We start from the raw sequence: 12,215 nt of genomic DNA on the forward strand, positions 1-12,215 counted from the left end.
TCCGCCGGGCGAAGGCGGGCCGGCAAAGCGGGCGGCCCGGCGCTTATTTGAGCCGGCCGCGGAAGGCCCGCTCCGCCTCCCGGCGGACCGCCTTTTCCCGAAGCGCTTCCCGTTTGTCGTGGAGCTTTTTCCCTTTGGCGAGGGCAAGTTCGACTTTGATCCGGCCGCGACGGAGGTAGACGGAAAGCGGGACGAGGGTGTAGCCCTCCTCCCGCGTCTTGCCGATCAGCCGGTCGATTTCCCGCCGGTGAAGGAGCAGCTTCCGGGTCCGGAGCGGGTCGTGGTTGAAGCGGTTGCCCTGCTCGTAGGGGCTGATGTGCATGTTCAGCACGTAGAGTTCCCCGTTTTTGACGTACGCGTAGCTGTCCTTGAGGTTGATCCGCCCCTGTCGGGCGGACTTCACTTCGGTGCCGGTGAGGACGATGCCCGCCTCAAACGTCTCTTCGATAAAGTAATCGTGGCGGGCTTTCCGGTTCTGGGCGAGGATTTTTTTCCCTTCCTCCTGGCGTTCCACCGCCGCCTCCCCCCTGGTTCAGCGCTTGGACCGCTTTTTTCGCCGCCCCCCGCCGGGCGATGCGGGCGGTGCGGCGTCCGGGTTCGAGGGATGCTTCTTGGCCCGGGACCGGCCCCGCTTTTTCTTGCTCCCTTTCTCCCGGGCGGAACCGGCCGCTTGATCGCCCACCGGGCGGGCGGCGCGGATGACCTTGACCCGGCCTTCCGAACGCCGGCGCGCGGGGGCCGTTCCTTCCTCGACGAGGACGAAATCGACCGTCCGCTCGGCGATGTTCACGCCGACGCAGCGGACGCGGACCGGATCGCCGAGGCGGTACGTCTTCCCGGTGTGTTCCCCGATGAGGGCGTACTGCCGTTCGTGGAAGTGATAGTAGTCGTCCCCCATCGTGCTGACGTGGACGAGCCCTTCGATCGTGTTCGGGAGCCGGACGAAGAGGCCGAACGACGTCACGCCGCTGATCACGGCGTCGAATTCGTCGCCGATCCGCCCGGCCATATATTCGGCCATCTTCAGGGCGTCGGTCTCCCGCTCCGCCTCCATCGCCACCCGCTCGCGAATCGACGATTGCTCGGCGATGTCCGGGAGCGCTTCCCGGATGGCGGCGAGGGCGGTCGGATCGAGATCGCGGTCGAACTCGTACCGCCGGATCAGCCGGTGGACGACGAGGTCCGGATAGCGCCGAATCGGCGAGGTGAAGTGGGTGTAGTATTCGGCGGCGAGGCCAAAATGCCCTTCGTTCGTCGCGGCATACCGGGCCTGCTGCATCGACCGAAGAAGCACCTGAGCAATGATCGCCTCCTCCGGCTCGCCGCGGGATTCGTTCAGAATCGCCTGCAGCGCCCGGGGCTGGACGCGGCCCGGGGCGCCCCGGACGATGTAGCCGAAGGCGCTGATGAACGCAAGAAAGGCCTGGATTTTCTCCGGGTCCGGCGGCTCGTGGATGCGGTAGAGGAAGGGGAGATCCCGGAAGGCGATGTGCTCGGCCACCGTCTCATTGGCCGCCAGCATGAAGTCTTCGATGAGCATCTCCGCCTTGTCCCGCTCCCGCGGCCGGACGTCGATCGGCCGCCCCCGGTCGTCGAGGACGATGTGGGGCTCCTCCAGGTCGAAATCGAGCGCCCCCCGCTCGATGCGGCGGGCCCGAAGCCGCTCGGACAGCGCCGCCATCTCGAGGAGCATCGGCGCAAACGGATGGAGCGGGTCGTCAGGCGGGACGGCGCCTTCCCGAAGCAGGCGGTTGACGTCGGTATAGGTGAGGCGCGCGTCGGAGCGGATGACGCTCGGGTAGAAGACGTAATCGAGGCGCCGGCCGGTCCGGTCGAACGTCATCTCGCAGGTGATCGCCAGCCGATCGACGCCGGGGTTCAGGCTCGCGATGCCGTTGGAAAGCTCCGGCGGAAGCATCGGGATCACCCGGTCGACGAGGTAGATGCTCGTCCCGCGCCGGTACGCCTCCCGGTCGAGGGCCGTCCCTTCCCGGACGTAGTGAGCGACGTCGGCGATGTGGACGTAAAGCCGCAGCCGGTCGCCGAACACTTCGAGGGAGACGGCGTCGTCGAAGTCCTTCGCCTCCTCACCGTCGATCGTCACCGTCATGAGCGCGGTCAGATCCCGCCGCCCGATCCGCTCTTCCGGGAGCACCGCCTGCGGCAGCGCCCGGGCCTCCGCCAGGACATCGTCGGGAAACGCCTCCGGCAACTCGTACTTCCGGATGATGGAACGAATGTCGACGCCGGGCTCCCCTTCGGCGCCGAGGATTTCGACGACGCGGCCGAGGGCGGTGACATCCTCCGTCGGGTAGCGTTCGATCCGAACGACGACCTTATCCCCTTGCCGGGCGCTCAGCGTCCCGTCCGGCAGGACGAAGATCACGTCGCCGATCCGCCGGTCGTCCGGGACGACGGCACCGCCGCCGGGCGTCTTGTGAAACGTCCCGACGATCTCCTTCTTCGCCCGGGCGAGGATGCGGACGACCTCCCCTTCCATCCGCCGGCCTTCTTCGGCGGGGCGGTTGATCCGGACGAGGACCCGGTCGCCGTGCCAGGCGCCGTTTAAGTCGCCGGGATGGATGTAGACGTCCGGCTCCCCCGGGGTGTCGGGGATGAGGAAGGCAAACCCCTTGCGGTGTCCTTCGATCGTCCCCCGGACGAGGTTCATCATCTCCGGCAGGCCGTAGCGGCCGGCCCGGGTGCGGACGATCTTCCCCTCCGCTTCGAGGCGACGAAGAAGGTCGCTCAGGCGTTCCGCCGCCTCCGGCGTCTGGATGCCGAGGGCCGCTTCGATCTCGGCCCGCCGCATCGGCCGGCCGCGAATGGTCGATTTGAGCAGGGCGATCAGCTCGGACTCCACCGTCTGTCCTCCTTTGAGAAGAGCCGGACACCTCGTCCGCCCTTCGCTTCCCCGCGGGCCGCCCTTTCTCCGGACGCCGCGCCGCTTCCGGCGGGCCCTGCCGGCCGGCGGGGCAAACCCTTTGGCCGGCGACTTTTAAGGCACCGCGTTGATCCCAGGATGTCTGGCCGCGGCCGGGAAAAACCCGGGTGTCCCTTTGATCAAACCGGCGCCCCGCCCGATTCCGGCGGCGCCGGCGCGCCGGGGACATGGGTATGAAGAAACCGCGCGATGTCCCGAAAGAGGGCCTCCTTTTCCCGTTCGAGGACGATCAGATGGGACGCCTCCGGATACCAGACGAGCGCCTTTTTGGCCGGCGGCGTGCCGGCGCGGCGATAGATCCGCTCCGCATCGTGCGGAAAGATCGTCTCATCCCGGAGGCCCTGGGCGATGAAAAGCGGCACGCGAACGTCGGGCAGTTCCCGCCGGACGACCCGAAGAAGGCGCCAAAGCTCCGCCACCGACCGCAGCGGGATTCGATCATACGGCACGAGATGCGCCTCGATGTGGGGCGGCTTTTTGCCTTCTCGCGGCCGATACGGGGAAAAGCGGTGGACGAGCGGGGCGAGGTAAGCCCGGCGATCGCGAAAGCGGAGCGGGGCCGCGAGGACGACGGCCGCCCGCGGGGCAAGCTCCCGTGCCAGGAGGAGGGCGATCGCGCCGCCCATCGACAGCCCGGCGACGACGACGCCGCCCGGCGCCGCCTCGGCGAGCCGAAGGGTGGCCGCCCGGGCGCCGTCGACCCAGTCCGTCCAGCGCGTCCGGCGGAGGGCCTCCGGCGTCTCGCCGTGCCCCGGAAGCAGGGGCGCATGCACCGTATACCCCAGCCGATGAAAGAAAGCCCCCATCGGCCGCATCTCCGACGGCGTCCCGGCAAATCCGTGCAAGATGAGGAGGCCGATCGGACCGCCCGTCCAGAAGAACGGCGACGGCGAGCGGGCGACGGCGTTCACGCCCGACCCCTCCTTGATGTCCAAGCCGCCGCTAGGGTTGGCTGATGAAAAACGCCACCTCTTTCCGGCGAGGCGGCGGATCGGCGCGGCCGGCGAGGATGCCGGCCCGAACGTTGGGACGGATCACTTCCCGAGATAGGCGACGGCCATCGCGAGCAGCATAAAGGTCACGGCGAGGATCCGGGTGAGGTTGTGGAGCAGGCCGTCGATCCCCCGGGCCTTCTGCCGGCCGAAAAGCTGCTCGGCGCCGCCGGTGATGGCGCCGCTCAGCCCGGCGCTTTTTCCCGCCTGCAGCACGATGACGGCGATGAGCATGAGGGCATTGATGAGAAGAAGGACGGTCAAAATCGTCGCCAGCATGATCGACCCTCCACGGAGCCGGCGGCCGCCTGGGGCGCGCCGTTGTCGCCTGTAGTCTAACATAGCCTGAAAGGCCGCGCAAGAAGCGGGGATCGGGGCGGTCGACGCCGGTGACGGTTGGTTTCATCGCCTGCGTGAACGACCTTCGGGGTGCGCCATCTTGACGCTCAGCGCCACCTGGGCTTCGATGATGGCCCGGGCGCCGGAGTAAAATAAGGCCGGCATCTCACCGGCCTTTTTCCGACCTTGGCTTCGATCCCTGTTCGAAGTCTTCCGCACAAATATCCACTCCAGAAGGACAGGGAAATCCCCTCGGCGAACGGACCGAACTGCCCATCGCCTCTTTGATGGACTCGAGTTCCTGAACCCGCGCGTGCGAAAGCCCCCGAATCCGCCCGAGGGTGCGGGCCAGAAAGTGGATCTTCGCCATCTGCTCGACGTTTTCCAGCAAAAAATACGCTGACCACAGATCCTCGGCCCAAGCCACCGCCCCGTGGTTTTCCAAGAGGAGCGCGTGATGATGGCGAAGATACGGGGCGATGGCTTCAGCCACTTCTTCCGTGGATGGGAGACCGTAAGGCGCGATCGGCACCTCGCCGACGTAGATGACCGACTCGGGTAAAAATGCCCGATCCAGCGGGATCCCGGCAACGGCATGGGCGGTGGCATACGGCGGATGCGCATGAACGACCGCCCGGACGTCCGGGCGTTCCCGGTAAATGCGAAGATGCATCTTCAGCTCAGAGGTTGGGGATCGATGGCCCTCCACGGGGCGCCCGAAAAGGTCGACCTTGACCAGCATTTCCGGCGTCATCATGCCCTTGCTGACGCGGGTCGGGGTAACGAGCACCTCCCGTTCCGACAATCGGACCGAAATGTTTCCCTCCGTGCCGGCGACAAACCCGCGTTCAAAAAGGAGTTTTCCGACCCGGCAAATCTCCTGACGCACCTGTTCGTCCGGCGTTTCCGTTCCGTGCAAATGAAGACCCTCGCTTTCTTGTGATTCCCCGGCTAAGTTACCTCTCCAATAAATGCGGGAGGGTTTCGCTATATGGCGGCCGAATCACTCCTTTCTCGGTGATGATGCCCGCCACAAGCTCATGCGGCGTCACATCGAAAGCGGGGTTATAAACGTTCGCGCCTTCCGGAGCGATCCGGCAACCGTAGCACGTCCGCACTTCGTCCGGATCCCGCTCTTCAATGACGATCTCATCCCCCGTCGCCGTCTCGAGGTCAATCGTCGAACTCGGCGCGGCCACGTAGAACGGGATGCCGTGGGCCTTGGCCAGGAGCGCCAGCCCGTACGTGCCGATTTTGTTGGCCACGTCACCGTTTCTTGCGATGCGGTCGGCGCCGACGATGACGAGATCGACCCAGCCCCGCCTCATCACCACGGCCGCCGTGCTGTCTGTAATCAGCGTCACGTCGATCCCGGCGTCCATCAGCTCCCATGCGGTCAGCCGAGCCCCTTGCAAAAGGGGCCGCGTCTCATCGGCAAACACGCGGATCGTCATCCCCTGCGCTTTGGCCAGGTAAATCGGTGCGACGGCCGTCCCGATGCCCGCCGTTGCCAGTTTGCCGGTATTGCAGTGCGTGAGCACCCCCATACCGTCCTGAAGCAGGGAAAGACCGTGTCTCCCGATCGCTTCCGTCATCGCCCGATCTTCGTCCTGAATCGCCCGGGCTTCCTGGAGGAGCGCCTGCTTGATTTCTCGAACGGGTCGCTCCCGCAACGAAAGCGCCTTTCTTTCCAGCCGGTCGAGCGCCCAGAACAAATTGACCGCCGTCGGACGCGAAGCGGCAAGAAACTTTTTTTGTTTTAATAAATGATCGTAAAATGCATCAAACGACGCCTCCGGCGCCTCCCGCACGCCGATCACCAGCCCGTAAGCGGCCGCCACCCCGATCGCCGGGGCACCGCGCACGCGGAGCTTCCGGATGGCTTCGAAGACCCCTTCCACCGAATCGAGGGCGAGGAAATGCTTCTCCTGCGGCAGCCGCGTCTGATCCAGCAGGATGAGACGGTCGTTCTCCCAGCGGAGATAGGATTCTTGAGGGGCGGGCATCCGGACTTTTCCTCCCAGAAAATATAAGCTTACATTCTTTTTTCCGCTTTCTCTTCTTCACGATGCGCCGTCTTGAGCGTCGCCACGAAGGCCGACCCGTCGAGGTGGCGGTACCGGTCGAGGATGAAGACTTTTGCCGCCCTGAGGAGCGTCCGCTCCGCCTTCAGGCGCTTCTCGGGGTCCGAGATGGACGTGATGTCTTTGACGTGAGCCAGGCCGATGATGCGGCGGGCGAGCTCCAGGCCGGTCACGCCGGCGCTGTCGACGATGACGCGATCGACGTAATCCTCCGCAACCCCAATGCCCCGGGCCAGCGGGTCCCGGGCGTCCTGATGCCAGGCGGCGAGAAACTTGGCCCGGAAACGGTCGACGACGCCGGCGATCGCCTGCTCCAGCCAGTGCAGGTAATCGAGGCGCGCCGCTTCGTCTTCCATCGTCGCTCCGGCGTTGGCCCAGGCGAACATCAAATTGGCCACGACGTTGCCGACGTCATAGCCGATCGGTCCGAAAAAGGCGAACTCCGGATCGATCACCTTGGTCTCCCGCTCGTCGACGAAGATCGATCCGGTGTGCAGGTCGCCGTGGATGAGCGCCTGCGCTTCGGACATAAACTGCCATTTCAGCTTGGCGACTTCCCGGCGGAGCTCGCCGTCGCCGTATATCATCCGTTCGATCCATTCCCGGTTGGGCGGATAAGGATCGTTTCGCCGCTTGGCGTCCGTAAACGGCTCGGTGTACACGAGATCTTCGGTGATCTCGCACAGGTCCGGATTGATGAATCGCCGAACGAGCGCCTTTTTCACCTTCGGGTCCATGGCGACGTCCGTCGTATAAAACAGCGTCTGCACCAGAAACGTGGTGATGTGTTCGACGAAGTGGGGCAGCTTCCGGTGCTCCATGAGCGCGCGCCGCATGATCGAAAGGTGAGACAGATCCTCCATGGCAAAGGCGCGCATCACCTCGTCGTACGCATAGACTTCGGGGGCCAGGCCGGGGGCGAGTTCGTTATAACGTTTGAGCATCTCGTACTCGATCCGGACGCGATCGGGAGTGATGCGAAACGCGTCGGAGATGCGGGCCGTCTCGCCTCCCTGTTTGATGATGAGCGACCGGCCCGACCGCCGATCCCGCACCCGAAAGACGTAATTGATGTTTCCGTCGCCGATTTCTTCGCTTTCGAGTTCGGCATCGGCCGGGAAAAAGCCCCGCTCCTTGGCATACGCGATGGCGTCGTCCGGTTGCATGACGAAAAAGCGATCAAAGCGCAACGGGACCCCTCCCTCAGTGCTTCTTATGCCAGTAGGTCGAGGCAAGCGCCAGCGCCAGGATCGTCCCTTTGACGATGTTCATGGAATAATACGGAACCGACATCATCACCAGCCCGTTTTCCAGAACGCCGATCAAAACCGCCCCGGCAAACGTGCCGATGGCGTTCGGCTTGCCCTGCCCGGCAAACGAAAACCCGATGAAGGCCGCAGCCACGGCGGGCATGAGGTAGCCGGCGCCGGCGTTCACCTGAGCGGAACCGATCCGAGAGGCGATCAGGATCCCGCCGACGGCGGCAAACAGCGCGGACAGAACGTAGGCGAGCGCCCGATACCGGTCGACCGGGATGCCCGCCAGCCGAGCCGCCTCCAGATTGCCGCCGGTCGCATACATCAGGCGCCCGTAGCGGGTGTGGTTTAGGAAAATGTGAACGAGGGCGACGGCGACGAGCATGATGACGATGATCGCCGGCACCTGGCCGAGCGCCTTGAAAAGCGGCGGGATCGTCCCGTCCGTCGGCGTCCCGTCGAGCCGCGGCATCCCTTCGCTGATGGAACCGCCGCCGGTGTACGTCATGGCGATGCCTTCAACGATAAACATCGTCGACAGCGTGGCCACGAGATCCGGGATGCGGAACTTGACGATGAGGAGGATGTTCACCAGCGCGACGCTGAGCGACAGAATCAGCGCCAGCGCCAGCGAGATCGAAAACGGCAGGCTGTACCAGACGAAAAACGAAACGACGAGAGCGCTCGCCAGCGTCGCGGTCGACCCGATCGACAGGTCGAGGCCGTTTACCGCCAGGGCGATCGTGAGCCCGATCGCAATCACCGTCACGATGGAGATGCTCCGTAAAATAGAAACGACGTTGGACGGCGAAAGAAAGGTCGGAAGCAGAGCGGCAAAGACGACGGTGATGAGCCCGATCGCGATCAGGACGCCCCACCGGCCGAAGAAGGCGCCCCACGAAAAACCGGTCCCGCGTTTCACCTACATGCCTCCCGACGCGTAGTACAGCAGTTTCGACTCGGTCGCCGCTTCGTCCGCCAGCTCCCGAACGATTTTTCCGGCGTACATGACGTAAATGCGGTCGGCCACCTGAAGGAGCTCGGCAAATTCGCTCGTCGCGTAGAGGACCGCTTTCCCCGCTTCGGCCAGCCGACGGATGAGGTCGAGGATTTCGGCTTTGGCGCCGACGTCGATCCCCTTCGTCGGCTCATCGAAGAGGTAGACGTCGGCCTGCCGGAGGAGCCACCGACCGATCACCACCTTCTGCTGGTTCCCGCCCGAAAGGTAGGCGACCGCCTGGTGGGGATGAGGCGTTTTAATCCCCAGCGTTCGGATCATCGCGTCGCTTTCGTGCTCGATCGCTCCGGAGCGGAGGATCCCCCAGGGACTCATGCGATCGAGCGCGGCGATCGTCAAGTTCCAGGCGACCGACGCATCGAGCCACAGCCCTTCCTTCCGCCTTTCCTCGGGGACGAGGACGATCCCGTGTCGAACCGCTTCCCCGGGGTTTCTCAAGCGCACCGCGCGATCGCGCAGGACGATCGTTCCGCGGCGGATCGGGCGGGCGCCGATCAGCGCCTGGCAGAGTTCGGTTTTCCCGGCGCCGACCAGGCCAGCGATGCCGACCACTTCCCCCGGGCGAACGTGGAAAGAGACGCCGTCGATGCGGCCCTCCCGATCGGCCAGCCCTTGTACGGCCAGGATGGGACGTTCGTCAGAACCGGGCTTCTTTCGCGCCGGAGAGGAGGCCGAAAGCGTTCTTCCGAGCATCGCCCGGACGATCGCTTCCGGTTGAATCTCGTTCAGCCGTCCGCGATGGACGACCTGGCCGTCGCGCATGATCGTGATCCGATCGCCAATCGCATAAAGCTCGGGAATGCGGTGGGAAATGAACAGGACGCCGATCTGATCCCGGCGGACGAGGTCCCGGATGACGCGGAACAGTTCCTCGCTTTCCTGGGCGCTCAGGGCCGCCGTCGGCTCGTCCAGAATGAGAAAGCGCCTCCGCTCGACGATCGAACGGGCGATGAGGACAAGCTGCTTTTCCGCCAGGCTGAGCGAGGCGACCGGGCGCCGAACGTCGAGTTCGATGCCCAGCGTCGCCAGCGCCTCCTTCCCGAGCGCGTAGACGTCCCGCCAGCGAACCCACGCCCTCCGGCTTCCGGCGCCGTGGGTGAGCCAGTCGAGGGCGATGTTTTCCGCCACCGACACCGACGGAACGAGGGCGGCATCGACCTCTTGGTAGACGATGTCGATGCCGAGCGCCCGGGCTTCCGCCGGGTTGTGGATTCGCACCGGACGGCCGTCGAGGCGGATTTCCCCGGTGTAGTGGGTGTAGAGGCCGGAGAGCACCTTCATCAGCGTCGACTTCCCGGCCCCGTTCGCTCCGACGACGGCGTGCACCTCGCCGGTGCGAAACTCGGCGTCCACCCCGCGGAGGGCCTGCACGCCCGGAAAGGAAAGAGAGAGATCGTGCACCGAAAGCACATGCGCCATCGACCGTCACCTTAACGCTTCCCGAAATGTTCGCGGAGCGTCTCCATCCACGCTTCGTTAAAGTCGTCCGCCTGACCCCAGCCGGGCACGACGTCCTTGAGGTTGGTCATATTGGTGTCGGGTTTGAGCTGCTCCTTTCGGATCAGCTTCGGCTCCAGTTCATAGGTGTCCGGCGTCGGTTCGCCTGCCAGTTTTTTGGCCAAAAGCCGCATATCCATGATCCCGATCACCTTCGGGTCGACCGCCGCCGTGGCGACCCACGGGCTCCCCGGCTCCCGCATCAGGTTGATGTCCTGGTTGGAGATGTCGATCGAGATCAGCTTGATGTCCTTGCGCCCTGCTTCTTGCAGCGCCTTGTACGCCCCCTTGGCCATCTCATCCCAGGACGCCCAGATGGCATCGACCGATCCCGGCGGGTATTTCGCGAGCACGGCGCCGACCTTGTTCGCGATGTCGCCCTGAACATCCTGGAAGTTGGTCGGCCCGATCGTCTCCACGGTCTGGATCTTCCCGTCTTCTTCGTACTTTTTGTAGATCTCCTCCCGGCGATCGAGCGGCGGGACGCCGCCGAACCAGAGCTTGATCACGCGCGCCGGTTTGCGGTCCGGAAAGGCGTCGATGAGCGCTTCCAGGGACAGGGCCGCCAGCATATGGTCGTTCTGAAACGTCGTCGTGACCCCCGGCAGCGTCTCGCCGTTTTTGTCAATGATCGTATCGAACGTGACGACTTTCATCCCTTTGTCCAGAGCCGGTTTGATCATATCGTACGAATAATCTTTTTTCCCGTGCGAGATGATCAGACCGGCGTAATCTTTTTGAATCGCCTGTGCGACGAGATCTTGAAACTTGGCGTCATCGTTTTCAGCGATAAACGTGTCCACCTTAAAGCCGAACGCCTCGCCTTCGCTCCGCGCGCCATCGAGGAATTGCTTCGTGTGATCGTCCGACGGCAAATTCCGAATGACGGCGACGCGAATGTTCCCCTGAACCCCTTCGGGAACCCCTTCGAGCTTGGCCCCTTCGGCCGCTTTCGGCGGCGCCGGATTGGCCGTCTCCTTCGCACCGCACGCCGCCGTCACCAGCAGCACGAGCAGCGTAAGTAGCATCCATCCGGATCTCCGCATCCCGCTCCCCCTCCAAATCGATTCGGTCATCAATATTGATAATAAATGAACAACGGAAGTAAAGTCAAGACTTCCAACCGAAATGTCTTGGTTTTTGTTCTGTTTTCCTTTGCTTTTATGCGGCTTTGCGACCGCTTGCTTGCGATGGCGTTGTCAACGATTAAAATGAGGCTGACTTCGACCATGCTGCTTGGGAGTGAAGGCCGTGCTTGGCGCCGAACGGAGAAAAAAGATCATGGAGCTTCTCCTGCTTCAGGGCAATGTCGTCGTCTCTGACCTCAGCAAACGCTTCGGGGTCAGCGAAGAGACGATCCGCCGAGATCTGGAAAGGCTGGAAAAAGAAGGTCTGCTGGTCCGAACCCACGGCGGGGCATATTTGTCCGAATATGTGACCAAGGAGTATCCCCTCTCTCTCCGAGAAATCTCTTACGTCGAAGAAAAAAAGCAAATGGCCGTGCTGAGCGCGGAACTCATCCAGCCCGGCGATACGATCATGCTCGATGCGAGCTCGTCATCGCTTTTCATCGCCCGGCTGATTAAGCGAATGCGGAAAAAAGTAACCGTCATCACGAATGCCCTGAAGGTGGAAATCGAGCTCGCCGACCTGGAACCGATCAAGGTGGTGAGCACCGGCGGCACGCTCCGATCGCCCTCGCTGTCTCACGTCGGTTACGCGGCGACGGAAAGCTTAAAAACGTATTTCGCCGATAAAGCGTTCATCTCGCCGACCGCCGTGCATCCGGAGAAGGGCCTGATGGATTCCAATGAATACGAAGGCGAAATTCGCAAAATGATGCTCAGGCAGGCCGAACAGAAAATCCTCGTCGCCGATCACACCAAATTCGGCAAAACGGCGTTTTACCTGATCGATCCCCTCGAGCGCATCCAGCTCCTCATCACCGATCGTCCGCCGGCAAAGGAGTTTCGGGACGCCCTGGACCTTCTCGGCATCGCCGTCCGCCACCCCTAAAAGACCATCGGCCCGACATCGCCCATGCCGGGCGCACCAAAAAAGCACGGGAACGCCTCGTTCCCGTGC

General features: G+C 63.7%; 11 protein-coding genes and 1 pseudogene. 1 reads left to right on the forward strand and 11 read right to left on the reverse strand.

Annotated elements, in window-relative coordinates; all coding sequences use genetic code 11:
• Nucleotides 1-43: 43 nt before the first annotated feature.
• From smpB to SA87_RS10545, 11 genes and pseudogenes are all read right to left on the reverse strand, one after another.
• A complete protein-coding gene (gene smpB, locus SA87_RS10500; protein ID WP_066202792.1) occupies nucleotides 44-514 on the reverse strand; it encodes an SsrA-binding protein SmpB in 471 nt (156 codons plus the stop codon).
• Between the two features lie 18 nt (nucleotides 515-532).
• Entirely contained in the window at nucleotides 533-2,863 is a 2,331-nt protein-coding gene (rnr, locus tag SA87_RS10505; protein ID WP_082910540.1) for a ribonuclease R, read from the reverse strand.
• A gap of 200 nt (nucleotides 2,864-3,063) precedes the next feature.
• A complete protein-coding gene (locus SA87_RS10510; protein WP_082910541.1) occupies nucleotides 3,064-3,879 on the reverse strand; it encodes an alpha/beta hydrolase in 816 nt (271 codons plus the stop codon).
• Between the two features lie 99 nt (nucleotides 3,880-3,978).
• Nucleotides 3,979-4,212, reverse strand: coding sequence for a preprotein translocase subunit SecG (gene secG / locus SA87_RS10515; protein WP_156423533.1), 234 nt, complete (start codon nucleotides 4,210-4,212; stop codon nucleotides 3,979-3,981).
• Between the two features lie 229 nt (nucleotides 4,213-4,441).
• Nucleotides 4,442-5,164, reverse strand: a complete 723-nt coding sequence (locus SA87_RS10520; RefSeq protein WP_169816963.1) for a class II aldolase/adducin family protein — start codon at nucleotides 5,162-5,164, stop codon at nucleotides 4,442-4,444.
• Nucleotides 5,165-5,231: 67 nt separating this feature from the next.
• Nucleotides 5,232-6,281, reverse strand: a complete 1,050-nt coding sequence (gene mtnA / locus SA87_RS10525; RefSeq protein WP_066202803.1) for an S-methyl-5-thioribose-1-phosphate isomerase — start codon at nucleotides 6,279-6,281, stop codon at nucleotides 5,232-5,234.
• A gap of 29 nt (nucleotides 6,282-6,310) precedes the next feature.
• Complete coding sequence (gene mtnK / locus SA87_RS10530; RefSeq protein ID WP_066203009.1) at nucleotides 6,311-7,525, reverse strand: S-methyl-5-thioribose kinase; 1,215 nt, start codon at nucleotides 7,523-7,525, stop codon at nucleotides 6,311-6,313.
• A 37-nt stretch (nucleotides 7,526-7,562) separates the two neighbouring features.
• On the reverse strand, nucleotides 7,563-8,537 hold the full coding sequence (locus tag SA87_RS10535; protein ID WP_066202805.1) for an ABC transporter permease: 975 nt from the start codon (nucleotides 8,535-8,537) through the stop codon (nucleotides 7,563-7,565).
• Complete coding sequence (locus SA87_RS14515) at nucleotides 8,538-9,395, reverse strand: ATP-binding cassette domain-containing protein (RefSeq protein WP_409359820.1); 858 nt, start codon at nucleotides 9,393-9,395, stop codon at nucleotides 8,538-8,540.
• 144 nt (nucleotides 9,396-9,539) lie between these two features.
• Nucleotides 9,540-10,052, reverse strand: a pseudogene (locus SA87_RS14520) (ATP-binding cassette domain-containing protein); the annotation flags it as partial.
• Nucleotides 10,053-10,063: 11 nt separating this feature from the next.
• On the reverse strand, nucleotides 10,064-11,158 hold the full coding sequence (locus tag SA87_RS10545) for a sugar ABC transporter substrate-binding protein (RefSeq protein ID WP_245637718.1): 1,095 nt from the start codon (nucleotides 11,156-11,158) through the stop codon (nucleotides 10,064-10,066).
• A gap of 223 nt (nucleotides 11,159-11,381) precedes the next feature.
• Here SA87_RS10545 and SA87_RS10550 point away from each other — a divergent pair, with 223 nt between their 5' ends.
• Entirely contained in the window at nucleotides 11,382-12,146 is a 765-nt protein-coding gene (locus tag SA87_RS10550; protein ID WP_066203012.1) for a DeoR/GlpR family DNA-binding transcription regulator, read from the forward strand.
• Nucleotides 12,147-12,215: the final 69 nt, after the last annotated feature.

The organism is Hydrogenibacillus schlegelii, from assembly GCF_001653195.1.
Taxonomy (GTDB): domain Bacteria; phylum Bacillota; class Bacilli; order Thermicanales; family DSM-22653; genus Hydrogenibacillus; species Hydrogenibacillus schlegelii.

Bases quoted from the DNA above. Each gene is read 5' to 3' on its own strand.
- SA87_RS10545 (WP_245637718.1), bottom strand. From the start codon at position 11,158: ATGCTACTTACGCTGCTCGTGCTGCTGGTGACGGCGGCGTGCGGTGCG.
- SA87_RS14515 (WP_409359820.1), bottom strand. From the start codon at position 9,395: ATGCGCGACGGCCAGGTCGTCCATCGCGGACGGCTGAACGAGATTCAA.
- mtnA (WP_066202803.1), bottom strand. From the start codon at position 6,281: ATGCCCGCCCCTCAAGAATCCTATCTCCGCTGGGAGAACGACCGTCTC.
- mtnK (WP_066203009.1), bottom strand. From the start codon at position 7,525: ATGCAACCGGACGACGCCATCGCGTATGCCAAGGAGCGGGGCTTTTTC.